General features: G+C 74.4%; 26 protein-coding genes. 14 read left to right on the top strand and 12 right to left on the bottom strand.

Going from position 1 to position 24,118, the window contains the following annotated elements:
• Window positions 1-44: 44 nt before the first annotated feature.
• Window positions 45-896 carry a DUF72 domain-containing protein gene (locus F8568_RS04410; RefSeq protein ID WP_151591633.1) on the bottom strand — a complete coding sequence of 284 codons (852 nt, stop codon included), beginning with the start codon at window positions 894-896 and terminating at the stop codon, window positions 45-47.
• Window positions 897-1,103: 207 nt separating this feature from the next.
• Between F8568_RS04410 and F8568_RS04415 the strand changes: the two genes are divergently transcribed.
• Together F8568_RS04415 and F8568_RS04420 are read left to right on the top strand one after the other, a co-directional pair.
• The gene (locus F8568_RS04415; protein WP_151591635.1) at window positions 1,104-1,838 is read left to right on the top strand and encodes a DedA family protein; all 735 of its coding nucleotides are present in this window, start codon (window positions 1,104-1,106) and stop codon (window positions 1,836-1,838) included.
• A 61-nt stretch (window positions 1,839-1,899) separates the two neighbouring features.
• Window positions 1,900-2,256: a BlaI/MecI/CopY family transcriptional regulator gene (locus F8568_RS04420; RefSeq protein ID WP_151591637.1), complete on the top strand. Its 357-nt coding sequence runs from the start codon at window positions 1,900-1,902 to the stop codon at window positions 2,254-2,256.
• Here the strand turns inward: F8568_RS04420 and F8568_RS04425 are convergent.
• Both F8568_RS04425 and F8568_RS47780 read right to left on the bottom strand, forming a co-directional pair.
• Window positions 2,207-2,836: an aminotransferase class I/II-fold pyridoxal phosphate-dependent enzyme gene (locus F8568_RS04425; protein ID WP_202124492.1), complete on the bottom strand. Its 630-nt coding sequence runs from the start codon at window positions 2,834-2,836 to the stop codon at window positions 2,207-2,209. The two genes, F8568_RS04420 and F8568_RS04425, sit on opposite strands and share 50 nt — an antisense overlap.
• Complete coding sequence (locus F8568_RS47780; protein ID WP_160573497.1) at window positions 2,833-2,994, bottom strand: GntR family transcriptional regulator; 162 nt, start codon at window positions 2,992-2,994, stop codon at window positions 2,833-2,835. The genes F8568_RS04425 and F8568_RS47780 overlap by 4 nt, the downstream gene beginning before the upstream one ends.
• On the opposite strand from F8568_RS47780, the gene F8568_RS04435 reads away from it, so the two are divergent.
• Together F8568_RS04435 and F8568_RS04440 are read left to right on the top strand one after the other, a co-directional pair.
• Window positions 2,984-3,478 carry an MFS transporter gene (locus tag F8568_RS04435; RefSeq protein WP_202124493.1) on the top strand — a complete coding sequence of 165 codons (495 nt, stop codon included), beginning with the start codon at window positions 2,984-2,986 and terminating at the stop codon, window positions 3,476-3,478. The two genes, F8568_RS47780 and F8568_RS04435, sit on opposite strands and share 11 nt — an antisense overlap.
• A gap of 51 nt (window positions 3,479-3,529) precedes the next feature.
• Window positions 3,530-4,294 (top strand): enoyl-CoA hydratase/isomerase family protein, encoded by a 765-nt coding sequence (locus F8568_RS04440; RefSeq protein WP_151591641.1) that lies wholly within the window; start codon window positions 3,530-3,532, stop codon window positions 4,292-4,294.
• A gap of 10 nt (window positions 4,295-4,304) precedes the next feature.
• Here the strand turns inward: F8568_RS04440 and F8568_RS04445 are convergent, their stop codons facing one another.
• Together F8568_RS04445 and F8568_RS04450 are read right to left on the bottom strand one after the other, a co-directional pair.
• Entirely contained in the window at window positions 4,305-5,123 is an 819-nt protein-coding gene (locus F8568_RS04445; protein ID WP_151591643.1) for an SDR family oxidoreductase, read from the bottom strand.
• 12 nt (window positions 5,124-5,135) lie between these two features.
• Window positions 5,136-5,897, bottom strand: a complete 762-nt coding sequence (locus F8568_RS04450; protein ID WP_151591645.1) for an SDR family NAD(P)-dependent oxidoreductase — start codon at window positions 5,895-5,897, stop codon at window positions 5,136-5,138.
• 99 nt (window positions 5,898-5,996) lie between these two features.
• Here F8568_RS04450 and F8568_RS04455 point away from each other — a divergent pair, with 99 nt between their 5' ends.
• From F8568_RS04455 to F8568_RS04465, 3 genes are all read left to right on the top strand, one after another.
• Window positions 5,997-6,290: an SDR family NAD(P)-dependent oxidoreductase gene (locus tag F8568_RS04455; protein ID WP_151591646.1), complete on the top strand. Its 294-nt coding sequence runs from the start codon at window positions 5,997-5,999 to the stop codon at window positions 6,288-6,290.
• A 4-nt stretch (window positions 6,291-6,294) separates the two neighbouring features.
• Window positions 6,295-6,783, top strand: a complete 489-nt coding sequence (locus F8568_RS04460; RefSeq protein WP_328600718.1) for a nitroreductase family deazaflavin-dependent oxidoreductase — start codon at window positions 6,295-6,297, stop codon at window positions 6,781-6,783.
• 112 nt (window positions 6,784-6,895) lie between these two features.
• Entirely contained in the window at window positions 6,896-7,264 is a 369-nt protein-coding gene (locus tag F8568_RS04465; RefSeq protein ID WP_151591648.1) for a PadR family transcriptional regulator, read from the top strand.
• A 9-nt stretch (window positions 7,265-7,273) separates the two neighbouring features.
• On the opposite strand, the gene F8568_RS04470 is transcribed toward F8568_RS04465, so the two are convergent.
• The 3 genes from F8568_RS04470 to F8568_RS04480 are packed head-to-tail and all read right to left on the bottom strand — an operon-like array spanning window position 7,274 to window position 10,594.
• A complete protein-coding gene (locus F8568_RS04470) occupies window positions 7,274-8,308 on the bottom strand; it encodes a phosphotransferase family protein (protein WP_151591651.1) in 1,035 nt (344 codons plus the stop codon).
• A gap of 5 nt (window positions 8,309-8,313) precedes the next feature.
• Window positions 8,314-9,402, bottom strand: coding sequence for a TIGR03857 family LLM class F420-dependent oxidoreductase (locus F8568_RS04475; RefSeq protein WP_151591653.1), 1,089 nt, complete (start codon window positions 9,400-9,402; stop codon window positions 8,314-8,316).
• Between the two features lies 1 nt (window position 9,403).
• A complete protein-coding gene (locus F8568_RS04480; RefSeq protein ID WP_151591655.1) occupies window positions 9,404-10,594 on the bottom strand; it encodes a cytochrome P450 in 1,191 nt (396 codons plus the stop codon).
• A gap of 151 nt (window positions 10,595-10,745) precedes the next feature.
• Between F8568_RS04480 and F8568_RS04485 the strand changes: the two genes are divergently transcribed.
• The 4 genes from F8568_RS04485 to F8568_RS04500 all read left to right on the top strand — a co-directional run bounded on the left by F8568_RS04485 (window position 10,746) and on the right by F8568_RS04500 (window position 15,754).
• Window positions 10,746-12,473: a class I adenylate-forming enzyme family protein gene (locus tag F8568_RS04485; protein WP_151591657.1), complete on the top strand. Its 1,728-nt coding sequence runs from the start codon at window positions 10,746-10,748 to the stop codon at window positions 12,471-12,473.
• Window positions 12,474-12,625: 152 nt separating this feature from the next.
• Window positions 12,626-13,384 carry a GntR family transcriptional regulator gene (locus F8568_RS04490; RefSeq protein ID WP_328600719.1) on the top strand — a complete coding sequence of 253 codons (759 nt, stop codon included), beginning with the start codon at window positions 12,626-12,628 and terminating at the stop codon, window positions 13,382-13,384.
• A gap of 94 nt (window positions 13,385-13,478) precedes the next feature.
• Window positions 13,479-14,144, top strand: a complete 666-nt coding sequence (locus F8568_RS50185; protein ID WP_160573498.1) for a PaaI family thioesterase — start codon at window positions 13,479-13,481, stop codon at window positions 14,142-14,144.
• A 164-nt stretch (window positions 14,145-14,308) separates the two neighbouring features.
• Window positions 14,309-15,754 carry an MFS transporter gene (locus F8568_RS04500; protein ID WP_328600720.1) on the top strand — a complete coding sequence of 482 codons (1,446 nt, stop codon included), beginning with the start codon at window positions 14,309-14,311 and terminating at the stop codon, window positions 15,752-15,754.
• A gap of 21 nt (window positions 15,755-15,775) precedes the next feature.
• Here F8568_RS04500 and ctaD read toward each other — a convergent pair whose 3' ends face one another.
• Entirely contained in the window at window positions 15,776-17,464 is a 1,689-nt protein-coding gene (gene ctaD / locus F8568_RS04505) for an aa3-type cytochrome oxidase subunit I (protein ID WP_151591661.1), read from the bottom strand.
• A 224-nt stretch (window positions 17,465-17,688) separates the two neighbouring features.
• Between ctaD and F8568_RS04510 the strand changes: the two genes are divergently transcribed.
• Both F8568_RS04510 and F8568_RS04515 read left to right on the top strand, forming a co-directional pair.
• On the top strand, window positions 17,689-18,549 hold the full coding sequence (locus F8568_RS04510) for an LLM class F420-dependent oxidoreductase (protein WP_151592198.1): 861 nt from the start codon (window positions 17,689-17,691) through the stop codon (window positions 18,547-18,549).
• A 96-nt stretch (window positions 18,550-18,645) separates the two neighbouring features.
• Entirely contained in the window at window positions 18,646-19,773 is a 1,128-nt protein-coding gene (locus F8568_RS04515; protein WP_151591663.1) for an NAD(P)/FAD-dependent oxidoreductase, read from the top strand.
• Between the two features lie 11 nt (window positions 19,774-19,784).
• On the opposite strand, the gene F8568_RS04520 is transcribed toward F8568_RS04515, so the two are convergent.
• The 3 genes from F8568_RS04520 to pdhA are packed head-to-tail and all read right to left on the bottom strand — an operon-like array spanning window position 19,785 to window position 23,318.
• The gene (locus tag F8568_RS04520; protein ID WP_151591666.1) at window positions 19,785-21,155 is read right to left on the bottom strand and encodes a dihydrolipoamide acetyltransferase family protein; all 1,371 of its coding nucleotides are present in this window, start codon (window positions 21,153-21,155) and stop codon (window positions 19,785-19,787) included.
• Window positions 21,152-22,231 carry an alpha-ketoacid dehydrogenase subunit beta gene (locus tag F8568_RS04525; protein WP_160573528.1) on the bottom strand — a complete coding sequence of 360 codons (1,080 nt, stop codon included), beginning with the start codon at window positions 22,229-22,231 and terminating at the stop codon, window positions 21,152-21,154. The genes F8568_RS04520 and F8568_RS04525 overlap by 4 nt, the downstream gene beginning before the upstream one ends.
• 10 nt (window positions 22,232-22,241) lie before the next feature.
• Window positions 22,242-23,318: a pyruvate dehydrogenase (acetyl-transferring) E1 component subunit alpha gene (pdhA, locus tag F8568_RS04530; protein ID WP_236008413.1), complete on the bottom strand. Its 1,077-nt coding sequence runs from the start codon at window positions 23,316-23,318 to the stop codon at window positions 22,242-22,244.
• Window positions 23,319-23,558: 240 nt separating this feature from the next.
• Here pdhA and F8568_RS04535 point away from each other — a divergent pair, with 240 nt between their 5' ends.
• Complete coding sequence (locus F8568_RS04535) at window positions 23,559-24,071, top strand: Lrp/AsnC family transcriptional regulator (RefSeq protein ID WP_202124494.1); 513 nt, start codon at window positions 23,559-23,561, stop codon at window positions 24,069-24,071.
• Window positions 24,072-24,118: the final 47 nt, after the last annotated feature.

The following is a 24,118-nucleotide window of genomic DNA, read 5'->3' on the forward strand; positions in this document are numbered from 1 at the left end:
TGGCCCTGTCGCTGCCAGGCACACCGTCATAGCCGGGAACATCGTCAGAAGAGGGTCGGGGGCTCGGCCGGGACGGGGTCCGGCAGCGGCTCCAGCCCGGGCACGAGGGCGCGCACCTCGTCGTGGAAGCGGCGGGCCAGCGGCAGCGCCTCGGCGTTGTCCGGGGTGTGCACGAACACCGTCGGCGAGCGCCCCTCGCGCAGCCACCCGGCGACCTTCTCCGCCCACGGCCGCCAGCCTTCGACCGTGCGGGCCGGGTCGTCGCGGCCGAGGTAGCGCACGACCGGCCGGTCGGTCAGGGCGGGCGCCCGGCGCGGCACGCGCGGTTTCTTCGTCCACGCGTCCCGCTCGGCGTCGCTCGTCGGCGGGCTGCGGAACAGCACGGTCGTGTCGAACGGCACCCACTCGGCCCCGGCACCGCCGAGGACCCGCATGAGGTCGCGCGCGGCCCGGCCGTCCTCGAAGAACGCCCGGTGCCGGACCTCGGCGGCGTAGCGGTACACGGGCGGCAGGCCCCGCAGGAACGCCGCCAGCGCGCCGAGGTCGCCGGGACCGAACGAGCCGGGCAGCTGCACCCACAGGGCGTGGACGCGGGGGCCGAGCGGCTCGATCGCCGCCAGGAACGACCGCAGGTCCTCGCCGGGGTCCGCGAGCCGCCGCTCGTGCGTGATCGTCTTCGGCAGCTTGAGCAGGAAGCGGAAGTCCGGCGCGGTCTGCCGCGCCCACGACTCCACCGTCGCCCGCGTGGGCGTCGCGTAGAACGTCGTGTTGCCCTCGACGGCGTTGCACCACGACGCGTAGGCGTGCAGCCGCTCGGCCGGAGCCAGCGGATGGGGCAGGAAACGGCCCTGCCACGGCGCGTGCGCCCACATCGCGCATCCCACATGAAGCCGCATGGACGCGACGGTAGCGGAGCCGGCGGCGGGACGGCGTCCGGCCGGACGGGAGATCGGCGCGGGGATCCCGCTTCCGGCCCGCCGGCCCGCCCCGCCGTGCGATGATCATTGCGTGCGACGCGGTCGCGACCCCCGTCTACAAGCGTGTAGATTCCGGGGACGCCGGACCGGGCGCGGGCCCGGTCCCTCCTGAACACGGGGGATCCCATGATCGATGCCTTCGGCGCGCTGCCCGCGGTGGTGAACCCGCTGGACGCGGGGTCGCTGCTGGCGGCCTTCGGCGCCATCGGCATCGCCGTGGTGATGTTCGCCGAGACCGGGCTGCTGATCGGCTTCTTCCTGCCGGGCGACTCGCTGCTGTTCACCGCGGGCCTGCTGTGCACGGCGAGCTCGCACGGCGACACCCGGCTGTCGCTGCCCTGGGTGATGCTCGCGGCCGCGTTCGGCGCGCTGGCCGGGGCGCAGACCGGCTTCGTCATCGGGCGCCGCGGCGGGCGCGCGCTGCTCGCCCGCACCCGCAACCGGCACCTGCTGGAAGGGGTCCAGCGGGCGGAGGAGTTCCTCGCCCGGTACGGGCACGGCAAGGCCATCGTGCTGGCCCGGTTCGTCCCGGTCGTCCGGACCGTCCTGAACCCGCTGGCCGGCGCCCTGGACGTGCCGGTCCGGGTGTTCACGCTCTGGCAGATCGCCGGCGGGCTGGTGTGGAGCCTCGGCCTGGTGCTGGGCGGCTACCTGCTCGGCTCCTCGATCCCGAACGTCGACCACTACCTGCTGCCGGCCGTCGCGGTGATCGTCGCGCTGTCGCTGATCCCGGTCGCCCTCGAACTGCTCAAGGCGCGCCGCAAGAACGCCGGCTCCCGGGTACGGGCGCCGGGGGACGCGGTCCAGGTGCCGCCGCGCCGTCCGGCGGGCACGCGCGGCGCGCACCGTCGGGTGCGATGAGCGGCCTGCGCGCCGCACCGAGAACCGAAGGGCGGTCGGCCGGCTTCGCAAGGGGGCGCCCATGACGCGCGCACGCAGGGCCGCGGGCGCGCTGGAGTCGGAGATCATGACCGTGCTGCAGCGGGCCGCCGAGCCGCTGACCCCGGCCGCCGTCCGGCAGCGCCTCGACGGCGACCTCGCCTACACCACGGTCGTCACGATCCTCACCCGCATGCACGGCAAGGGGCTGCTCGTACGGAGCAAGTCCGGCCGCGCCTACCGGTACATGCCGGTCAGCGACGAGCCCGGGCTCGTCGCCCGGCGCATGTACCAGGCCATGGACGGGCGGCCCGACCGCGCCGCCGTGCTCGCGCGGTTCGTCGAGTCCCTCACCGACCAGGACGAGCGGCTCGTCCGCTCGCTGCTCGGCGGCGGGTGAGCGGCGGCGCGAGCAGGTCGCCGACGGCGGCGATGCCCGCCCGCACCGCCCGCTCGCCGGTGTTGCCGAACCCGAGCACGAGCTGCGGCGGGGCGTCCGAGCCGTCCGCCCGGCACACGCTCATCCCGTGCAGGCCGACGCCGCGCGCGCGGGCCGCCTCGATCACCGGCGCCTCCCCTCCAGGTGTGTCGAGGTGCGCGACGGCGTGGAAGCCGGCGTCCGGGCCCGTCACCCGGACGCCGGGCGCGTGCTCGGCGAGGGCCGCGAGCAGCGCGGCCCGGCGCGCCGCGTACACCGCCCGCATCCGGCGCAGGTGCCGGTCGTAGCGGCCCGACTCGACGAGCCGGGCGAGCGCGAGCTGGTCGAGCGCCGGGGAACCGCGGTCGCTCAGCAGCTTGTACTCCACGACCGCCGCCGCGAGCGACGGCGGGGCCAGCAGCCAGCCGAGCCGCAGCGCGGGCGCCGGCGACTTGCTCACCGTGCCGATCGACACGACCCGGTCGGCGGCGAGCCCCTGCAGCGCGCCGACCGGCTCGCGGTCGTAGCGGAACTCGGCGTCGTAGTCGTCCTCGATGATCACCGGGCGGGCGCCGCACCGGCCGCGACGCGGGTGGCCGAGCCGCCCCGCGTGACGAGATACCCCTCCGCCCGGAGCTGGGCGTAGCACTCCTGGACCAGGCCGCGCGAGATCCCCAGCGTCCGGGCCAGCTCGCGCGACGACGCGCTGATGTTCGCCACCGTGTGCGGCGAGTTCGGCACCCCGTGGCTGGTGAGCCGGTACGGCTACCGGGCCGCGCTGGGCGCCGGGCTGGTGCTGCTGGGCGCGCCCGCCCTCGTGCTGACGGCGTCGTCGAGCATGGCGTGGATCGTCCTGGTCCGCCTGCTGCGCGGGCTCGGGTTCGCGCTCACGGTGGTCGCCGGCGGCGCGCCGACCGCCGCGCTGATCCCGGACGGGCGGCGTGGCGAGGGGCTGGCGCTCGTCGGCATCGTGGCGGGCGCCCCGGCGCTCGGCGCGCCGCCACTCGGCGTGTGGTCCGTCCGGCACTTCGGGTACACGCCGGTCGCCGTCGTCGCGGGCGCCGCCCGCGTCGTCGCGGGCCGGACCGGCTACCCCTGGGCGTTCGTCCTCACCGCGGTGCTGCTGGCGGCGGCGCTGCCGGTCGCGCTGCGCGACCTGCGCGGCGCGTCCCGCTCAGCGGGCCCCGGCTCTGCGGACGGGTGACGAATATTGTATCAAGTATCTCCAGGCCGAGATCTCGAGGAGGACCGGGCGATGACGGAGACGCTGCGGATCGAGGACGACGGCGCGGTGCGGACGCTGGTCTTCGCCCGCCCGGAGGCGGCCAACGCCTTCAACGAGGAGCTGTACCACGCCGCCGCCCGGGCGCTGCGGGACGCCGCGTCCGACGACGCCGTCTCGGTCGTCCTGCTGACCGGGGAGGGCCGGGCCTTCACCGCCGGGACCGACATCAAGGAGATGGCCGAGATCGCCCGCGACCACGCCGCCGGCCGCTCGGACCAGGAGATGGGCGGCGGATTCGTCGCGCTCGTCGACGCGCTCGCCGAGTTCACCAAGCCGCTGATGGCGGCGGTGAACGGCGCCGGCGTCGGCCTCGGGATCACGATGCTCGGCCACTGCGACGTGGTGCTCATCGCCGAGCACGCGCGGCTGATGGCGCCGTTCGCCGCGATGGGCGTCGTGCCGGAGGCGGCGGGCAGCTACCTGCTACCTGCGCGCATGGGCCACCAGCACGCCGCGCTCGCGCTGTTCACCGGGAACTGGGTCACCGCGGAGGAGGCCGTGCGCTGCGGCCTCGCGCTGCGCGCCGTCCCGGCGGAGGCGCTGCTGGAGGAGGCGCGCGGCATCGCCCGCGAGATCGCCGCCAAGCCGCTGGCGTCGCTGGTGGCGACCAAGGAGCTGATCCTCGCGCCGCGGCGCGAGGAGGTGCGCCGCGCGCGCGAGCGCGAGGACGCCGCGTTCGCCCGACTGCTCGGGCAGGCGGGCGCGGACGGCCGCATCGCCGCCCGGCTCGGCTGACCCGCAGAGTTCACTCCCGCGCGGGCGTGCCGCGCAGCGCCGCCGCGCCGAACAGCGGCTCGAACACCGCGGAGTAGTCGGGGCCCCGGCGCAGGTGGTGGCCGCCGTCCACGTTGATGATCTGACCGGTGATCCACGAGGAGTCCGGGCCCGCCAGGAACCCGACCGCGGCGGCGATGTCCGCGGGCTCGCCGACCCGGGCGAGCGGCATGCACGCGAGGTAGTCCTCCAGCACGGGACCGGTGTCGGCGATGCCCGCCACCAGCTCGGTGCGGGTCAGCCCCGGGCGGACCCCGTTCACCCGGATCCCCGCGCCGCCCAGCTCGTCGGCCGCCAGCTGGACGAGGTGGTCCACCGCCGCCTTCGACACCCCGTACGCGCCGAACCAGCGGTGCGTGTTCGACGCGGCGACGGACGAGATCGCGATGATCGACCCGCCGCCCGCGCCCGCCATCGCCCGCGACGCGTGCCGGATCGTCAGCATGGTGCCGGTCGCGTTCAGCTCCATCGTCGCGCGCCAGGCGTCGAGGTCGAGGTCCCCGATCGGGCCGATGGAGCTGGACCCGCCGGCGCAGGCCACGGCCGTGCGCAGCGGGCCGCGCTCGGCCGCCGCCGCGACGGCGTCCGCCACCTGCGCGTCGTCGGTGACGTCCGCGACGGCGTAGCCGATGGCCTTGCCGGTCTTCTCGGCCGCCTCGCGCAGCCGGTCCTCGGTGCGCCCGCAGATGGTCACGGCCGCGCCCAGGTCGGCGAGCCGGGCCGCGCACGCGAGCCCGATCCCGCTGCCGCCGCCCGTGACCAGCGCCGCCGTGCCGTCGAGAGCTCCCATGTCGTCTCCTTTTCAGCGGTCGATCGCGGTGGTGCCGCCGTCGACCGTCAGGTGCGTGCCGGTGATGAAGGACGCCTCGTCGCTCATGAGGAACCGGACCGCCGCGGCGACCTCCTCGGGGCGGCCGAGCCTGCCGACCGGGGCCTTTGCCTCGAACAGCGGCCGCATCTCCGCCGGAACGTCCCTGCTGAGCAGCGGCGTGTCGATGTATCCGGGGCAGACGGCGTTGACGCGGACGCCGTCGCCGGCGAGCAGGTGCGCCATCGAGCGGGTGAGGCCGAGCATGCCCGCCTTGGACGCGCAGTAGGACGGGATGAACAGGCTCCCGACGAACGCCTCGATCGAGGCGATCCCGACGATCGCCGAGCCCTCCTGCGCGCGCAGGTCGCCGAGCAGGGCCTGGGACAGCAGCGCGTGCGCCCGCAGGTTGACGTGCTGGACGGCGTCCCAGCGGGCCTCGTCGAGGTCGCCGACCGCGGCCGGGCCGGAGATCCCGGCGGCGTGCACGAGCCCGCCGATCGGGCCGAGCGCGGTGCGGCTGCGCTCGATCGCGGCGGGGAAGGCGGCCGCGTCGGTCACGTCGATGGTGACGGCGAGCGTCGCCGTCCCGGTGCCGGCGGCGATCGCCTCGGCGACGCCGGCGGGGTCGGTGCGGTCCCAGAGGGCGACGGGGCGGCCGACGTCGGCGAGGGCGCGGGCGCAGGCGGCGCCGATGCCGGAGGCCGCGCCGGTCACGACGACGGCGGTGCCGGGGGAGGGGGCGGGCACGGTCATGAGCCCTCCGAATATTTGATACTTGATGCGATCTGACTTTGAGATTAGCGTGCTTCCGATCCCGCCGACAGTGCCGGCGGGCCGACCCTGGAGGGCGCCGTGCGGGACCTGCACGGGAGGGCGGCGGCGGTGACCGGCGCCGGGAGCGGCATCGGGCGCGCGCTGTCCGTCCGGCTGGCGCGCGAGGGCGTGCGCCTGGCGCTCGCCGACCTCGACGAGGCGGCCCTCGCGGAGACCGAACGCGCCCTCGGCCCCGGCGCCATCGTCGTCACGCACGTCACCGACGTCGGCGACGAGCGGTCCTCACCCACCCCGAGTACGAGCCGGGCCTCGCCGAGCAGGCCGAGGCGCTCGCCGCCGGGCGGCTGCCGGGCCTGCCCGACTTCGAGATGAGGGAATGATGCCGCCGAAGACCAGCGCCGCGCCCAAGGGCATGGACTCGCCGATCGTGCCGAAGATCCTCAAGGTCATGGCACGGCTCAACATCGCCGCCTACCGCGCGACCGGCGGCCGCGTCGGCGGGACGTGGCGGGTCGGCAGCGCCTTCCGCAAGGGCGTGCCGATCTGCCTGCTGACCACCAAGGGGCGCAAGACGGGACGACCGCGCACGCAGCCGCTGCTGTACATGCCGGACGGGGAACGCGTCATCATCGTGGCGTCCCAGGGCGGCCTGCCCAAGCACCCCCTCTGGTACCTCAACATCCGCGCGGACCCGCGCGTGACCATCCAGGTGAAGCGGGACGTCCGCCGCATGCGCGCCCGCACGGCCTCGTCCGAGGAGCGCGCCGCGCTCTGGCCTCGCCTGGTCTCCGTCTACGCCGACTTCGACAAGTACCAGTCCTGGACGGACCGCGAGATCCCCGTCGTCATCTGCGACCCCGCATAGCCGGCCTCCCTTCCCGCCTCCTCCCGGCCGCCGGATCCGCCGTCCGGCGGCTCCGGCTTTACGCCCTTGATGGCTAACCGCTACTCATTTGGCTAGCCGTTAGGGGTGATGGATGCAGGACGCGGTGCTGGCGATGCTCGCGAAGGAACCGTCGCACGGTTACCGGCTGCGCGAGCGGCTCCGCAAGGCCCTCGGGCCGCTCGGGGAGTCGATGAACGCCGGGCAGGTCTACGTGACCCTCGCCCGGCTCGAGAAGCAGGGCCTGGTCGCGTCCGAACGCGCCGGCGGGCTGCCCGACCGGCCGGACCGCAAGGTGTACGCGCTGACGCCGGCCGGGCAGCGGCGGGTGGCCGCCTGGCTGGGCGAGGTGAGCTGGCCGAAGCCGAACCTGGCGGAGTTCCACCTCAAGCTCGCCGCCGTGCCCGCGCGCCTCGCGGCCCGCCGGTCCGTCGCGCGGACCCTCAGCGTCGAAGCGGGATGAGGGCTCGCGTCAGAGGAGATCGAGCGAGCCCAGGTCCCGGATCGCCGCGCAGGAGCGGGCGGCCATCGTCAGGAACATGCGGTCGCCGCGTTCGGTGCGCGTCCCGTACGCGCAGCCCAGGACGGTGATCAGCGGGCCCTGGAGGGCGGCGAAGCGGTAGTCCTCGAAGCACTCGTCCAGGTCGTAGCCGTCCACCCCGTACCCGGTCAGGGCGGCGTGGTAGGCCGCGACGAGTGACCGCTCGTGCGCGGCACGGCCGGCGGGGTCCAGGCTCGTGCCGAGGAAGAAGGCGAGGTCGCGGAGCGGGTGGCCGAGGCTGAGCGTCTGCCAGTCGACCGCCGTGGCGCCTCGTTCCGGCGCTGGCGGGAACAGCAGGTTGTCCAGGCGGTAGTCGCCGTGGACGAGGCCGAACCGGTCGGGACGGGCCGTCATCCACGCGGCGATCGCAGCGGCGGTGTCGCGGAGCGTGCCCACGTCCCGGTCGTCGAGCGCGCCGGCGAACCGGTCCGCGAACGTCTCGACGGCGGGCGCGTACACCTCGGCGAGCGTGGCCGCGTCGTCCGCGCCGACCGCGCTCAGCCAGGGAAGGCCGGTCAGCGCCGGGTCGCACCAGCGCGGGCCGTGCAGGCCCGCGAGGTTCGTGACGGCGTCGGCCGCCTGCTCCGGCGTGCATCCCGCGATCTGGTCGCCCTGCGCCGCCGGGTGCAGGTCGTCGAGCAGCAGGACGAAGGAGGTCCCGTCGTCGGACAGGGCGCTGTAGTGGCAGCGGGGCGTCCGCACCGCGACGGTCGGGGCGACGTCCCGGTAGAAGGACACCTCGGCGCGGTACGCGGGCGCGAGGAACGCGCGGGACGCCTCGTCCTCGGCCGCCAGCTTCGCGACCAGACGGCGCGGCACGCCCTCGGCGCCCTCGAGCCTGAGGCGGTAGCACGCCCCGATCTGGCCGGAACCGACCTTCTCCCACCGCACGGCGGTCACCGACGCCGCGAAGATCTCGCTGAGCGCCGCCGGCGTGAGCGCGGACGGGCCGTCGATGAAGGGCATGGGACTCAGCTCCGGCCGGGATTGCGCCGCGCGCCGCTCGCGAGACCGGCGGGCCTGACGTCGCGGTAGGCCGCCACGACGGGCTCGACCTCGGCCGGCGTCACCCCGTGCATGATCACGCCGTCGGCGCCCGCGTCGAACTGGTCGAGGACGCGGCGCGCGCACGCGGCGGCCGAGCCGGTCGCCGAGGCGGCGAGCCACTCGTCCGGGATGAGCGTGGCGACGTGCTCGAGCTGCTCCGCCGTGCCGATCGCGTCGAACGCGCCGGGGAAGCCGGCGACGAGGTCGTCCGCGCGAAAACGGGCGAGCGGCTCCGGGTCCCAGCCGTTGACACGGACGAGCAGGTCGCCGTAGCCCTGCAGGTACGTGGCGAACCGGCCGACGAGCTTGCGCAGCCGCTGCTCCTCCTCGAGATGGTCGCCGACCGTGGCGAGCACCGACCAGACCCGGACGTCCGCCGGATCGCGTCCGGCCTTCTCGGCGCCGCGCCGCACCGCCTCCACCGAGCGGCTCAGCGTCTCGTCGGTGAAGAAGGTGTGCAGGACGACGCCGTCGGCGACCGATCCGGCGAACTCCAGCGTCTTCCCGCCCATCGCGGTGAGCAGGATCGGGATGTCCTCGTCGAACGAGGGGTCCTGGTTCAGGTACGGGAAGTCGCCGGCCGGTCCGTGGTGGTCGATGACCGGCTCCCCGCGCCAGAGCCGGCGCATGATGCCGATGAAGTCCTCGAGTTGCGCGGACGTGACGCGGGGCAGGCCCATCACGTCGAACAGCAGGTCGAACCCGCGGCCGAGGCCGAGCGCGAACCGGCCGCCGGTGAGGCGGTGCATCGTCGCCGCGAACGTCGCGGTGACGAGCGGGTGGCGCGTGTTGTGGTTGGTGGCCGCGGTCGCGATGCCGAGCCGCTCGCTCACCGCGCCCGCGGCGCCCGACAGGGTCGCGGCGTCCTTGGTGGCGAAGCGCTCGGACAGGAACACCGAGCCGAGGCCGAGCCGCTCGCCGTCGCGCACCTGGCCGAGCAGGTCCCGGGGCGAGGACGAGTGCCCGGCGAGCCCGTAGAAGCCGAGTTCCGGCAGGTCGTTGATGTCCGGCATGTCAGGCTCCCAGCGGTGCGGACGGCGTGAACCGGACCTTGAACGACTCGTAGCCGGAGACGAAGTTGGCGGACCGGTGCGCCGGCTCGCCGTCCTCGATCGGCTCGATGTCGGGCAGCCGGGCCAGCAGCCGCTCGAACATCACCTTCAATTCCAGCCGGGCGAGGCTGTTGCCGAGGCAGAAGTGCGGCCCGTTGCCGAACGCGATGTGGTCGTTCGGGGCGCGCTCCACGTCGAAGCGGAACGGGTCGTCGAACACGTCCGCGTCCCGGTTCGCCGACGGGTACAGCAGCAGCACCTTGTCGCCCTCGCGGATCGTCCGGCCGCCGAGCTCGACGTCGCGGGTCGCGGTCCGGTTCATGTTCTTGATGGGGGAGACCCAGCGCAGCATCTCCTCGACCGCGGCCGGGATCTTCGCCGGGTCGTCGATCAGCTTGCGCCGCTGGTCCGGATGCAGGCACAGCTGGTACATGCCGCCGGAGATGACGTGCCGGGTGGTCTCGTCGCCGCCGATGAGGATCAGCAGCGACTCCTGCAGCAGCGAGTCGAGGTCGAGGTGGTCGCCGTCGATCTCGGCGTGCACCAGGATGCTGAGCAGGTCGTCGCCCGGTTCGGCGCGGCACCGCTCGACGGCCCGGGCGGCGTACTCGTTGAACCCGGCGAACGCCTCCCCGGCCTTGACCATCAGCTCCAGGTCGTCGCCGCCGGTCAGGGCCCGGAGCATGTCGTCCGACCAGGCCAGCAGCGTCTGCCGGTCCCGCGGGGCGAAGCCGAGCGCGTCGCCGATCACGATCAGCGGGAGCTGCGCGGCGATGTCGTGCACGAAGTCGCACTCGCCCCGCTCGCAGACGCCGTCGAGGATCTCGTCGCAGATCCGCCGCAGGTAGTCCTCCTGGGCGGCGACGCGGCGCGGGGTGAAGCCGGCGCTGACCAGCTTGCGGCGCATCTTGTGCTCGGGGTCGTCCATGTCGATCATCATCGGCATCGCGGCGTTGTCGGGCCGGATGCCGTGGGCGCTGGAGAAGGCCTCCGGGTTCCGGGACACCGCCTTGACGTCGGCGTGCTTGGAGATCCCCCAGACGCCGCCGTTCTCGTCCCGGTACACCGGCTCGTTCTCGCGGATCCAGCGCAGTTCCTCGTGCGGGTCGCGGCCCCAGAACTCGCCGCTGACCAGGTTGATCGACTCGTGCATCGTGCTCCTCCAGCGGTGGCGGGAGGCCGGCGGCCCGGCCCGGCGTGTGCGGTTCGCGCCCGACGGATCGACATGAGACTGCCGTCTCATCTTTTCGTAGATTTGATGTTATATACAAGGGGTGAGCCAACCCGGCCGACGGGAGTGATCCATGCCCGCCCCCCTCACCCTGGAGTGGCACGGCGACGAGCTGCTCGACGACGGCATGCGCGCGCTGCTGTGCGGCCCGGGCGCCATGTTCGAGCGCCGCGTCGAGGACGTGCTCGGCGCGCCGGCCGAGGTGTTCGCGCAGCGGGCGCCGCACGTCCCCGCCATGCTCGCCGCCGCCGCGTCGAACACCCCCGATCAGACCTACCTCGCGTTCGCCGATGCGCCGGACCGCGCCGTGACGTTCGCCGAGGCGCACCGGCTCGCCGCCGCGTACGCCCGCGTCCTCGCCGCCCGGTACGGCATCGGCAGGGGCGACCGGGTGGCGGTGGCGGCGCCGAACGGCCTGGAGCACGTCCTGCTGTGGTGGGGCGCGCTGTCGCTCGGCGCGATCATGGTCGGGCTGAACGGCTGGTGGACGCCGGGCGAGCTCGACCACGGCATCGGGCTGACCGGGCCGTCCGTGCTGTTCGGCGCGGGCAAGCCGCTGGTGCGCCTGGCGGAGACCCGCGCCGCCGCCGGCGGCGTCCCGGTCGTCTCGCTGGACGAGCTGCACGCCGCCGCGGCGTCCCTGCCCGATCCGTCCGGCGCGCTGCCCGGCACCGGGATCCACGAGGACGACCCCGCCGCGATCATGTTCACCAGCGGGACGACCGGCCGCCCCAAGGGCGCCACCCTGTCGCACCGCAACTTCGTGCACTTCGGGCTGTTCGGCGGGCTCGGCGGCGCCGTCGCCGCCCTCACCGGCCCGCCGGGGCGGCGGCAGGTCCCGGACGGCGTGCAGCGCGCCTCGGTGTTCGCCAACCCGCTGTTCCACGTCTCCGGCGCGTGCCTCGCGCTGGCGAACGCGCCGCTGTTCGCGCTCAAGCTGGTGCTGCCGCCGCCGGGGCGGTGGGACGCGGAGGCCGCGCTGAAGCTGACCCACGACCACGGGCTGACGCAGTGGACCGGCGTCCCGACGCACTTCTGGCAGATGCTCACCCATCCGCGGTTCGCCGAGTACGACACCTCGCGGGTCGCGACGATCGGCAGCGGCGGCGCCACGTTCGCGCCCGAGCTGCTGCGGCTGTTCGAGGAGAGGCTGCCGGGCGTCGGCATCACCAACGGCTACGGGATGACCGAGACGACCGGGACCGGCACCTTCCTCAACGGCCGCGAGATGGACGGGCATCCCGCCTCGGTCGGCGCCGCCGCGCCCACCATCCGCGTGCAGGTCCGCGACGAGGACGGCAAGCCGCTACCCGAGGGCGAGGTCGGGCGCGTCCACATCGGCGGCGCCGGGGTGTTCCTCGGTTACTGGGGCGACGCGGAGGCGACGGCGGAGGCGCTCATGCCGGGCCGCTGGTACCGGTCCGGCGACTTCGGCCGCATCGTGGACGGCGTCCTGTACCTGGAGAGCCGGATGCGCGACCTCATCATCCGGGGCGGGGAGAACGTCTACCCGATCGAGATCGAGTACCGGCTCGTCGAGCATCCCGGTATCGCCGACGCGTGCGTGGTCGGCGTCCCGCACACCGTCCTCGGCCAGGAGGTCAAGGCCGTCGTGGTGCCGCGCGGTGGCGCGCGTCTCACCGAGCGGGAGGTGCGCGACTGGGTGGCCGCGGGACTGGCGCCCTTCAAGGTGCCCGCCCGCGTGGAGTTCCGCGACGCGCTGCCCTACAACGAGACCGGCAAGGTCATCAAGCGGCTCCTGGAGGACCCGCCGGCCACCGGGCGCGGGCATGCGATCTGATACCGGCTACAATATATTTTTTGCGTGCCGTACCCGGCGGCGCACCGCCCCGGCGGACGCGCCGGGTCCGCGGGCCGCCGGACGCGGGGAGTACGCGCTGCTAGCTTTGCGTTGCGTGCCGGGCGGTGTCGGACCGCCCACCGGACCTAGGAGTGAGAGCGATCCCGCGGAGCCAGGAACCCGAGCTGCGGGCCGCCGGTATGACGGACGGCGCCGGCGCGCTCCCGGGGCAGAACCTGTCCCGGCTGACCAGCGGCGAGCAGGTCCGGCTCTACCTGCGCCGGCTGATCTTCGACGGCGTGCTGCGCCAGGGGCAGCGGGTCCCGCAGGACGCGGTGGCGCGCGCGCTCGGGGTGTCGAGGATCCCCGTCCGCGAGGCGCTGATCGCGCTGGAGCGGGAGGGCTGGATCACGATCATCGCCCACCGGGGCGCGTTCGTGAACGCGCTCGACGAGCCGTCGGTCCGCGACCACTACGAGCTGTACGGGCTGTTCTACGGCTTCGGGGCCCGGCGGGCGGTGGAGCGGCAGGGCGCCGAGCTGGGCGAGCGGCTGGCGCCCCTGCAGAAGGAGATCGCCGCGGCGGACGGCGCCGAGGCGCTGCAGGAGCTGACGGCGCGCTTCCACGGCCTGGTCGTGGAGGCGGCACAGTCGCCGCGGCTGCGCAACATGCTGAAGCAGATGACCGGCATCGTGCCCGGCAACGTCTTCGAGCTGGTGCCCGGCGTGCCGGCCGCGGAGAAGCGCGGCACCGCCGCGATCGTCCGCGCGATGAAGAAGGCCGACGCGCAGGCCGCGGAGCGCGAGTACGTCGCGATGCTGCGCGGCCAGGGCGACCTGGTCGTCCGGCTGTTCCGCGGCCGGGGCATGTTCGAGCGGCCGGACGCGGAGGCGGAGCCCGCCGCGCCCTGAGAGCGTCCCGGCGCCTGCGCCGGGAGGGCCCGCCCGGCACGGGCGCGGCCCGGCCGCCCGCCCGGCGGCATGAGCGACGACCGTTGAGGTGCATGTGACGAACACGTCCGAATCCCCGCATCCCGCGCTGGTGGGCCGCGAAGCGGAGTCCGCGGCGCTGATGGACGCCATCCGGCGGCTCATCGCGGTCGCCACGGCGACGACGGCGCCCGCGGAGGAGACGCTGGCGGCGGCGCGCGAGCTGGAGTCCGTCGCCGACGCGCTGGAGCGGCACGTCCCCGACCCGCCGCTGCCGAAGACGATGCTGCACATGTCCGGCGACGGCCGGCCCGACCTCGCCGGGCGCATGGCCTACGACCTCGTCATCGGTCGGCACAACCCGATGGCGCTCCCGCTGGAGGTGGCGTTCGAGCCGCCGAAGGCGCTGCTGCGCGGCACGTTCACCCGCCCCTACGAGGGGCCGCCCGGCTGCGTGCACGGCGCGGTGATCGCGGGCGCGTTCGACATCCTGTGCGCGGCGGCGAACTTCATCGCCGGGGTCGCCGGCCCGACGGCCCGGCTGGAGATCGCCTACCGCCGGCCGACCCTGCTCGGCGAGCCGTGCCTGTTCGAGGGCGAGGTCGAGGCCCGCGAGGGCAAGCGGGTGCGCACGGTCGGGCGGCTCCTGCAGCGCGGCCGGGTGACGGTCGAGGCGACCGGCGACTTCGTCCACCTCGACCGCGAGGACATCGCCCGCATGGCCGCCCAGATGGCGGAGTGACCGGGCGGGAAGAAGGAGCGTTCAGGGCCGCGGCCAGGGACGCTCGCTTTTCCACAATGTTTATGGGCCATACACATTTTGTGTATGGCCCATATCGTATTTATCGTGCATATGGACGGCTCCGCCACCGCGGAGCCGCCCCGTTTCTCGAAGAGGAGACTCACGTGGACGACTCCCGGTCCACCGTCCGCCCGAACGGCATCGTCGCGGTGCTCGCCGTCGCGGGCATCGTCGCCGCGTTCATGCAGACGCTGGTGGTGCCGCTGATCGCCGACCTGCCGAAGCTGCTGCACACCACGGCCTCCAACGCGACCTGGGTGATCACCGGCACGCTGCTGGCGTCCGCGGTCGCGATGCCGATGATCGGCCGGCTCGGCGACCTGTACGGCAAGCGCCGGCTGATGCTGGCCTGCATGGTGCCGCTGATCGCCGGCTCGGTGGTGTGCGCGCTGGCGGGCTCGCTCTGGCCGATGATCATCGGCCGCGGCCTGCAGGGCCTCGGCATGGGCATGATCCCGCTCGGTATCAGCGCGCTGCGCGACCTGCTGCCGCCCGAGCGGCTCGGCTCGTCCATCGCGCTGATGAGCTCCTCGATGGGCATCGGTGCCGCCTTCGGGCTGCCGATCGCCGCGCTGGTCGCCGAGAACACCAGCTGGCGCGTGCTCTTCTGGGGATCGGCCGCGCTGAGCGTCCTCGTCGCCGTGCTGATCTGGCTGCTGGTGCCCGCCGTGCCCGCGCAGGCCAAGGGCCGCTTCGACGCCCCCGGCGCGGCCGGGCTCGGCGCCGGCCTCGTCTGCCTGCTGCTCGCCGTGTCCAAGGGCGCCGACTGGGGCTGGGCGAGCGGCACCACCGTCGGCCTGTTCGCCGCCGCCGTGATCGTCCTGCTCGCGTGGGGGTGGTGGGAGCTGCGCACCCGCGACCCGCTCGTCGACCTGCGCGTCACCGCCCGGCCGCAGGTGCTGCTCACCAACGCCGCGTCGGTCGTGGTCGGCTTCTCCATGTACGCCCAGTCGCTGATCGCGCCGCAGCTCCTGCAACTGCCCGAGCAGACCGGGTACGGCCTCGGCCAGTCGATGGTGGCCGCCGGGCTGTGGATGGTCCCCTCCGGCCTGGTGATGATGGCGGTGTCCCCGCTCGGCGCGCGGCTGTCGGCCGCCCGCGGCCCCAAGATCACGCTGATCAGCGGGGCCCTGGTGATCGCGGCCGGGTACGGGTCGGCGCAGGTCCTGCTGGGGCACGCCTGGGGCCTGATGCTCTTCACCGCGATCTGCAGCGGCGGCGTCGGCCTCGCCTACGGCGCGATGCCCGCCCTCATCATGAGCGCGGTGCCGCAGTCGGAGACCGGCTCGGCCAACAGCTTCAACACGCTGATGCGCTCCATCGGCACGTCGGTGTCCGCCGCCGTCGTCGGGGCCGTGCTGTCGCAGATGACGATCAGCCTCGGCGGGCACGCGCTGCCCTCGCAGAACGGGTTCCGCACCGGCCTCGCGATCGGCTGCGGCGTCGCCGTCCTCGCCGCGCTGATCGCCACGACGATCCCGGGCCGCCGCGCGGCCGCCACCGCGCGGGAGGCCGCGCCCGCCGAGCCGTCCACCGAGCCGGTGGCCTGACCGGCTGGTCCGCCGGGGCCGCTACGGGCCGCCGGGCGGCGGGGGCGTGGCGATCTCCGCCTCCTCCGGCGGCTCCAGCGGCGGGTAGTGCAGATCGAACGCCGGCCGCATCGACCGGATCCGCGGCATTTGCGTGAAGTTGTGGCGGGGCGGCGGGCACGACGTCGCCCACTCCAGCGAGTTGCCGAAGCCCCACGGGTCGTCCACGCCGACGCGTTCGCCGCGCCGGTGCGTCCGGTAGACGTTCCACAGGAACGCGAAGGTGGACGCGCCGAGGACGAACGCGCCGATCGACGACACCAGGTTCAGCGTCGCGAACTCCCGGGGGTAGTCGGCGTAGCGGCGGGGCATGCCTGCGGCGCCGAGCCAGTGCTGGACGAGGAAGGTGGTGTGGAAGCCGGCGAACAGCGACCAGAAATGGATCTTCCCCCAGGTCTCGTCGAGCCTCCTGCCGGTCATCTTCGGCCACCAGAAGTAGAACCCGCCGAACATCGCGAACACCACGGTCCCGAACAGGACGTAGTGCAGGTGCCCCACGACGAAGAAGGAGTCGGTGAGGTGGAAGTCCATGGCGGGCGAGGCCAGGATCACCCCTGTCAGCCCGCCGAACAGGAAGGTCACCAGGAAGCCGATCGCCCACAGCATCGGTGCGGCCAGGACGAGCTCGCCCTTCCACATGGTGCCGACCCAGTTGAAGAACTTCACCCCCGTCGGCACGGCGATCATGAACGAGGTGATCGAGAAGAACGGCAGCAGGACCTGGCCGGTGGCGAACATGTGGTGCGCCCACACCGCCATCGACAGCCCGGTGATGGCGATGGTGGCGGCGACCAGCGCCAGGTACCCGAAGATCGGTTTGCGGGAGAACACGGGGATGATCTCGGTGACGATCCCGAAGAACGGCAGCGCCACGATGTAGACCTCGGGGTGGCCGAAGAACCAGAACAGGTGCTGCCACAGCAGCGCGCCGCCGTTGTGCGGGTCGTAGATGTGCGTGCCGAGCCTGCGGTCGGCCTCCAGCGCGAACAGCGCGGCGGCCAGCACCGGGAACGCGACGATGACCATCAGGCTGGTCAGCAGCACGTTCCAGGTGAAGATCGGCATCCGGAACATCAGCATGCCGGGCGCGCGCATGGCGGTGATCGTGGTGATCAGGTTGACGCCGGTCAGGGTCGTCCCGACACCGGACAGGATCAGGCCCATGACCCACATGTCCTTGCCGAGGCCCGGTGAGTAGACGGCCGAGTTCAGCGGGGCGTAGGCGAACCATCCGAAACTGGCGGCGCCGAGCGGGGCGAGGAACCCGGCCAGCACGATCAGCGAGCCGAACGCGAACAGGTAGAAGGTGAGGGCGTTCAGGCGGGGGAACGCCACGTCGGGCGCGCCGATCTGCAGCGGCACGATCACGTTGGCGAACCCCAGGAACAGGGGGGTGGCGAACAGCAGCATCATGATGGTGCCGTGGATGGTGAACAGCTCGTTGTACTGCAGGTTGTCCATCACCTGAAGGCCCGGCCTCATGAGCTCGGACCGCATCAGCATCGCCATCAGCCCGGCGATCAGGAACATGGCGAACGAGGTGGTCAGGTACATGTAGCCGACCACCTTGTGGTCGGTCGTCGCCAGGACGTCGCCGATCCGCTTCCCGAGGCCGTGCCGCCGCAGCGCCTCCTCCGCGCTGGTGTCGGCCGCCTCCTCGACCGCCGTCATCCGTGGCCCCCTCCCGCCGCCGTGCCTACACCGGGCACTAGCCCGAGAAAGCCCACGTCAAACGCCGCTCACCGCCCGATCATCGTCATGGTGGGGCGGCCGCGGCAGGGGCCGGGCACCGTCCGGCGCGCCCCCGCTACGCTCTCCTGGAAGATCAAGGACGACGGCCGGACGGCGGGCGGTCCGCTCGCCCGCCCGTGCGGCACGACCGGGAGGAGAGCGCCGTGGAGCTGTCCGGCGTCGGTGTGTGGAGCCAGCAACTGCGCTACGGGGACGCCGCCGAGGCGGCCGAGGCCGCCGCGGAACTGGAGGAGCTCGGGTACCGCGCGATGTGGATCCCCGACATCGGGGGACCGGTGTTCGACGCGGTCGGCAACCTCCTCGCGGCGACCCGCCGCGCGGTCGTCGCGACCGGCATCCTGAACCTGTGGATGCACGCGCCCGAGGACGCCGCCGCGTCGTTCGCGTCGCTGTCGGCCGAGCACGGCGACCGCTTCCTCATGGGCATCGGGGTGAGCCACGCCCCGCTCGTGGACGCCTCGGAGCCCGGCCGCTACCGCAGGCCGCTCGCGGCGATGTCCGCCTTCCTCGACGGCCTCGACGCGGCCGAACGCCCCGTCCCCCGGGAGAGCCGGGTGCTCGCCGCGCTCGGCCCCCGGATGCTGGAGACGGCGGCGAAGCGGGCCCGCGGCGCCCACCCGTACCTCGTCCCGCCGGAGCACACCCGGCTCGCCCGCGAGGCCGTCGGGGAGGGCCCGCTCGTCCTCCCGGAGCAGACGGTGATCCTCTGCTCGACGCGGGACGAGGCGCGCACCATCGGGACCGACTGGCTGCGCTCCTACCTGAGCCTGCCGAACTACGCGGGCAACCTGCTGCGGGTCGGGTTCGCGCAGGAGGATGTCGACACGGTGAGCGACCGGCTGTTCGACGCCCTGATCGCCTGGGGCGACGAGGAGGCGATCCGGCGCCGGGTGGACGAGCACCGCGCCGCCGGCGCCGACCACGTCTGCGTGCAGGTGCTCACGGCCGACGGCAACGCGTTCCCCCGCGAGGAATGGCGCCGCCTGGCCCCGGCCCTGGCCTAGCCCGGCCACCGCGCCGGCCTGGCCGGACCCGCCGTCGGCCCGGTCCGGCCCGGGATCGCTCTTGGTGCCCGGCGGGCGGGATGCCAGGCTGAGGTGATGCGGATACTCGTCATCGGTGCGGGCATCATCGGCGCGGCGCTCGCCGACCGGCTCGCCCGCCGGGTGGACGGCGGGCCGCCCGGGAGCCGCGACGCGGTGACGGTCGTCGAGGAGCGGCGGCCCGGCGCCGGGACGTCCGGGACCAGCTACGCCTGGTTCAACGCCAACGACCCCGAAGACCCGGCCTACCACCGGTTCCGGACGGACGCGCTGCGCACCTGGCGCGACGTGGCCGCCGGGTTCGGCGGCCCGTCCTGGTACCGGGCGGTGGGCAACATCGCGTGGGCGGTGGACGAGGACGCCAAGGCGGAGCTGGCCGCGCGGGTCGACGCCCTGACCCGCCTCGGCTACGCCGCCCACGTGATCGGCGGCGACCGGTTGCGCGCGCTGGAACCGGCCGTCCGGGTTCCGCGCGGCGCGCTCGTCGCGCACTATCCCGACGAAGGCTTCGTTCACGGGGGCCTCGCGGCGGAGGCCCTCGCGCGGCGGGCGCAGGAGTCCGGTGCCCGCGTCGTCACCGGGCGCCGCGCGGTCCGACTCAACGTCGACGGCGGCCGGGTCACCGGGGCGCGCCTCGACGACGGCCGCGACCTGGACGCCGACCTCACGATCTGCGCCGCCGGCCGGGACGCGCCCGCGCTGCTGGCCACCGCCGGGATCGTCCTGCCGCTGGCCGACCCGTCCGTGCCCGGTTCGCCGGCGCCGTGCCTGGTCGCCACCACGACGCCGGTGCCCGGCGTCCTCACCGGGCTCGTGCACGGGCCGGAGCTGTCCATGCGCCCGGCGGAGAACGGGGGGCTCGTCCTGGAGGCCGTCGACATCGACGCCGGCATCGACGACGCGGTCCCGGCGGACCGGATCGAGGCCGCCGGGACCGAGCTCCTCGCCCGCGCCGGTGCCCTCGTCCCCGGCCTGAGCACGGACATCACCGATGTGCGCCGGTGCGTGCGGCCCCTGCCGACCGACGGCTACCCGCTCGTCGGCCCGCAGCTCCCCGGCCTCTACACCGCCGTCGCGCACAGCGGCATCACGCTCGGCCCCTATCTGGCCGAGCTGATCGACCAGGAGGTCCACGGCCGTCCCGCCGCGGCGCTCGGCCCGTACCGGCCGGGCCGGCACGTCTGACCGGCGCCGGTTCAGCTGTGCGCGATCAGGACACCGGGGTTCTCCACGCAGTCGGCCACGTAGCGCAGGAACCCGCCGGCGGCGCCGCCGTCGCAGACCCGGTGGTCGAACGTCAGGGACAGCTGCGCGACCTTGCGCGGCACGACGGCGCCGTCGTGCACCCACGGCCGGTCGGCGAAGCGGCCCACGCCGAGCAGCGCCGCCTCCGGATGGTTGATGATGGGCGTCGAGCCGTCCACGCCGAACACCCCGTAGTTGTTGAGCGTGAACGTGCCGCCGGTCAGCGCCTCGGGCGGCAGCTTCCCGGCGCGGGCGAGGCCGGTGAGCCGGGCCAGCTCGGCGGCGAGGTCCGCGGTCGTCATCAGGTGCGCGTCCCGGACGACCGGGACGACCAGCCCCCGGTCGGTCTGCGCGGCGAAGCCGAGGTTCACCCGCCCGTGCCGGACGATCTCGCCGCGGGCGGTGTCGACCGAGGAGTTCAGCTCCGGGAACCGGCGCAGCCCCGACACGCAGATGCGGGCGAGCAGCGCGAGCAGGCCGATGCGCAGGTCCGGGCGGGCCCGGCGCAGCGCGTCCTTCACCTCGACCAGGCCGGTGGCGTCGACGTCCACCCAGGTGGTCGCGTCGGGGATCTCGGCGCGGCTGCGGGTGAGCTTGTCGGCCACCGCCCGGCGCAGGCCGCGCAGCGGGATGCGCTCGTCCGCGAGGCCGGGCGCCGCGCGACCGGGCGCGGCGGCGGTCGCCGGCTCTTCGGGCCCGGCCGCGGCGATGGCCTGCTCGACGTCGCGGCGCAGGATGACGCCGCGCGGGCCGGTCGGGGTGACGGCGGCGATGTCCACGCCGTGCTCGCGGGCGATCCGGCGGACCAGCGGCGAGATCACGCGCGGCGCCGGCCCCGGCCGTGCCGCCCGCGCGGCCGTCGCCGGGCGTGCGGCGGGCACGGCCGCGCCGGGGCGGCCCGCTTCGGCGCCGGCCGTTTGGGGGGCGGGACGCGCCCGGCCGCGCCGCCTGCGCGTCCCCGGCGCGCCGCCCGTGCCGTAACCGATCAGCACGTTGCCCGAGCCCGCCTGCTCCTCCTCGCGGTACCGGACCGCGGCCGGGTCCCCGGACGAGGTCCCTGGCGCGGTCCCCGCCGACCCGACCTCGATGAGCGGTTCGCCGACGCCGAGGACGGCCCCCGCTCCGGCGTGCAGCTTCAGCACCGTCCCGGCGAACGGGACCGGGACCTCGACGGCGGCCTTGGCGGTCTCCACCTCCACCACGACCTGGTCGACCTCGACGGTGTCGCCGACCGCCACCTTCCATTCCAGGACCTCGGCCTCGGTCAGGCCCTCGCCGAGGTCGGGCAGGCGGAACACCCGCGCGGCGACGGCGGTCGTCACGATGCCTCCCGCATCGCGCCGCCGGCGAGGGGCCGGACCCCCGCGTCCGTCGGCTCCGCCGCCGCCAGGTAGCGGGTGTCGGGCGCGTCGTCGAACTGCAGCCGGTCGACCGCGTCGAGCACCCGGTCGGCGTCCGGCAGGTGCGAGCGCTCCAGCTTCGGCGGCGGGTACGGGATGTCGAACCCGCTGACGCGCAGCACCGGCGCGGCGAGGGAGTGGAAGCAGCGCTCCTGGACGCGCGCCGCGATCTCCGCGCCGACGCCGGCGAACCCCTGCGCCTCCTGGACCACCACGCACCGGCCCGTCCTGCGGACCGACGCCATGACGGTCTCGTCGTCGAACGGGACGATCGACCGCAGGTCCACGACCTCCAGCGAGCGGCCCTCCGCCGCCGCGGCCTCGGCCGCCTCCAGGGCCACCGAGACGCTCGGCCCGTAGGCGACGAGCGTCGCGTCCGTCCCGGCGCGCCGCACCGCGGCCCGCCCGATCCCGGCGCCGTGCCGCTCGCCCCGCGAGACCTCGCCCGAGGACCAGTACAGCCGCTTCGGCTCCATGAAGACGACCGGGTCGGGATCGGCGACGGCCTCGCGCAGCAGCCGGTACGCGTCGTCCGGCGTGGCGGGGGTGACCACCTTCAGGCCGGGCGTGTGCGCGTAGTAGGCCTCGCTGGAGTCGGAGTGGTGCTCGACGCCGCCGACGCCGCCCGCGTACGGGATGCGGATCACCATCGGCAGCGGCAGCAGGCCGCGGGTGCGGTTGCGCATCTTCGCCACGTGCGAGGCGATCTGCTCGAACGCCGGGTAGGCGAACGCGTCGAACTGCATCTCCACGACCGGGCGGAACCCGCCCATCGCCAGCCCGACGGCCAGCCCGACGATGCCGGCCTCGGCGAGCGGGGTGTCGAAGCACCGGTCCTCGCCGAACTCGGCGGTCAGCCCGTCGGTGATGCGGAAGACGCCGCCCAGCGGCCCGACGTCCTCGCCGAAGACCAGGACCCGCTCGTCCGCGCCGAGCGCGTCCCGCAGCGCGGCGTTCAGCGCCTGCGCCATGGTCATCTGCGTGGTGCGTCCCGTCATCGTCGTCATGTCAGTCCTCCAGGGCGGCCAGCTCGGACGCCAGCTGGGCCCGCTGCTCGCGCAGCTGCGGCGTGGGCTCGGCGAAGACGTGCTCGAACAGCTCCAGCGGGGCGGGCGCGCGCTCGGCGTCGGCGTTCAGCGCGTCGCGGACGCGGGCGGCGAACTCCTCGGCGGCCTTGTCCGCCGCGGCGACGCCCTCGTCGTCGAGCACGCCCCTGCCGCGCAGGTAGGCCTCCAGCCGGGCGATGGGGTCGGCGGCCTCCCAGCGCGCGACCTCGTCGTCCCGCCGGTAGCGGGTGGCGTCGTCGGCGTTGGTGTGGGCGTCCATGCGGTAGGTGTGCGCCTCCACCAGCGACGGGCCGCCGCCCGAACGCGCGCGCTCCACCGCCGTGCCCAGGACGGACAGCACGGCGACGAGGTCGTTGCCGTCCACCTGCTCGGAGCGGACGCCGTAGCCGACGCCCTTGTAGGCGAGCGCGGGCGCGGCGGTCTGCTTGGCCAGCGGCACCGAGATCGCGTACTGGTTGTTCTGCACGAGGAACACCACGGGCGCGCGCCGCACCGCCGCGTAGTTGAGCGCCTCGTGGAAGTCGCCCTCGCTCGTGCCGCCGTCGCCGACGAAGGCCATCACGACGCCGTCCTCGCCCTTGCGCCGCAGCGCCTCGGCCATCCCCACCGCGTGGAGGGTCTGGGTGGCCAGCGGGGTGCACTGGGGCGCGACCCGCACGGCGGCGGGGTCGTACCCGCAGTGCCAGCCGCCCTGCAGCAGCGTCAGCACCTCGGCGGGGTCGAGGCCGCGGGCGACCAGGGCCACCGAGTCGCGGTAGGTGGGGAACAGCCAGTCGCCGTCGCGCAGCGCGAGCACGCCGCCGATCTGGCAGGCCTCCTGCCCGCGGCTCGACGGGTACACCGCGAGCCGGCCCTGCCGGGTCAGCGCCGTCGCCTGCCGGTCGAAGCGGCGCCCGAGGACCATCCGCCGGTACCCCTCCAGCAGCTCGCCGTCGCCGGGCGCCGTCCGTCCGGCCGGGGGCTCGGCGGCCGTGCCGTCCTCGGCGACGAAGCGCACCGGGACGGCGGACGGGAGCAGCTCCTCGACCGCCGGCCGGTGATCGCGAGCGGGTCTCCGCGCGGACCTCGGTGTCCGCGCCGGCCCCGCCTTCCGCACGGGCTCGCCCTTTCGCACTGGCCCGCCCTTTCGCACTGGCATGGCGCGCCTCGCTTTCTCTGGACGCTTGACGACCAAAGCGTCCGCCCGGACGACCATCTGTTCAAGACATGCCGGATAATGAGCGACAAGTGGTTACCGATGGGGCGTGAGGATGGCCAAATGTCGAACGATGACGCCGCGGACGGCGCCTGGCCGGGACGTTCTGCCGGACGGCTGGACGCGGTGGACCGGGCGATCATCGCCGAGCTGCTGCGCGACGGCCGGATCTCGGTGCGGGCCCTCGCCGAGAACGTGCACGTCTCCCGCGCCAACGCCTACGCGCGCCTCACCCGGCTGATGGACGACGGCGTCATCACCGGCTTCACGGCGGAGCTGGCGCCGCACCGGGCGGGGCTCGGCACCAGCGCGTACGTCTCGATCACGATCGAGCAGAACTCCTGGCGGGCGGTGTCGGCCGGGCTGAAGGAGATCACCTACGTCGAGCACTTCGCGATGGTCGGCGGGGACTACGACGTGCTCGCCCTGGTCAGGGCCCCGGACAACGCGGCGCTGCGGCACGTGGTGCTGGAGCGCGTCCAGGACATCCCGGGCGTCCGCGCCACCCGCACGTGGCTGGTGTTCGACGAGGCCCGCGGGCGGGGAGCGGCGTGGGGCGCCGTCCCGGGCGCGTGAACGCGGCCGCCGCCCGCCTCGTCCGCGACGAGGGGGCGGCGGCGGGG

The sequence above is a fragment of the Actinomadura physcomitrii genome (genome assembly GCF_008923205.2).
Classification (GTDB): Bacteria; Actinomycetota; Actinomycetes; order Streptosporangiales; family Streptosporangiaceae; genus Spirillospora; species Spirillospora physcomitrii.

Bases quoted from the DNA above. Each gene is read 5' to 3' on its own strand.
- F8568_RS04480 (WP_151591655.1), bottom strand. From the start codon at position 10,594: ATGCACGAGTCGATCAACCTGGTCAGCGGCGAGTTCTGGGGCCGCGAC.
- F8568_RS04465 (WP_151591648.1), top strand. From the start codon at position 6,896: ATGCAGGACGCGGTGCTGGCGATGCTCGCGAAGGAACCGTCGCACGGT.
- F8568_RS04475 (WP_151591653.1), bottom strand. From the start codon at position 9,402: ATGCCGGACATCAACGACCTGCCGGAACTCGGCTTCTACGGGCTCGCC.
- F8568_RS04470 (WP_151591651.1), bottom strand. From the start codon at position 8,308: ATGCCCTTCATCGACGGCCCGTCCGCGCTCACGCCGGCGGCGCTCAGC.
- F8568_RS04410 (WP_151591633.1), bottom strand. From the start codon at position 896: ATGCGGCTTCATGTGGGATGCGCGATGTGGGCGCACGCGCCGTGGCAG.
- F8568_RS04420 (WP_151591637.1), top strand. From the start codon at position 1,900: ATGACGCGCGCACGCAGGGCCGCGGGCGCGCTGGAGTCGGAGATCATG.
- F8568_RS04525 (WP_160573528.1), bottom strand. From the start codon at position 22,231: ATGACGGGACGCACCACGCAGATGACCATGGCGCAGGCGCTGAACGCC.
- F8568_RS04435 (WP_202124493.1), top strand. From the start codon at position 2,984: ATGTTCGCCACCGTGTGCGGCGAGTTCGGCACCCCGTGGCTGGTGAGC.
- F8568_RS04440 (WP_151591641.1), top strand. From the start codon at position 3,530: ATGACGGAGACGCTGCGGATCGAGGACGACGGCGCGGTGCGGACGCTG.
- F8568_RS04485 (WP_151591657.1), top strand. From the start codon at position 10,746: ATGCCCGCCCCCCTCACCCTGGAGTGGCACGGCGACGAGCTGCTCGAC.
- F8568_RS04460 (WP_328600718.1), top strand. From the start codon at position 6,295: ATGATGCCGCCGAAGACCAGCGCCGCGCCCAAGGGCATGGACTCGCCG.
- F8568_RS04415 (WP_151591635.1), top strand. From the start codon at position 1,104: ATGATCGATGCCTTCGGCGCGCTGCCCGCGGTGGTGAACCCGCTGGAC.
- F8568_RS04450 (WP_151591645.1), bottom strand. From the start codon at position 5,897: ATGACCGTGCCCGCCCCCTCCCCCGGCACCGCCGTCGTCGTGACCGGC.
- F8568_RS04515 (WP_151591663.1), top strand. From the start codon at position 18,646: ATGCGGATACTCGTCATCGGTGCGGGCATCATCGGCGCGGCGCTCGCC.
- F8568_RS04535 (WP_202124494.1), top strand. From the start codon at position 23,559: ATGTCGAACGATGACGCCGCGGACGGCGCCTGGCCGGGACGTTCTGCC.
- ctaD (WP_151591661.1), bottom strand. From the start codon at position 17,464: ATGACGGCGGTCGAGGAGGCGGCCGACACCAGCGCGGAGGAGGCGCTG.
- F8568_RS04445 (WP_151591643.1), bottom strand. From the start codon at position 5,123: ATGGGAGCTCTCGACGGCACGGCGGCGCTGGTCACGGGCGGCGGCAGC.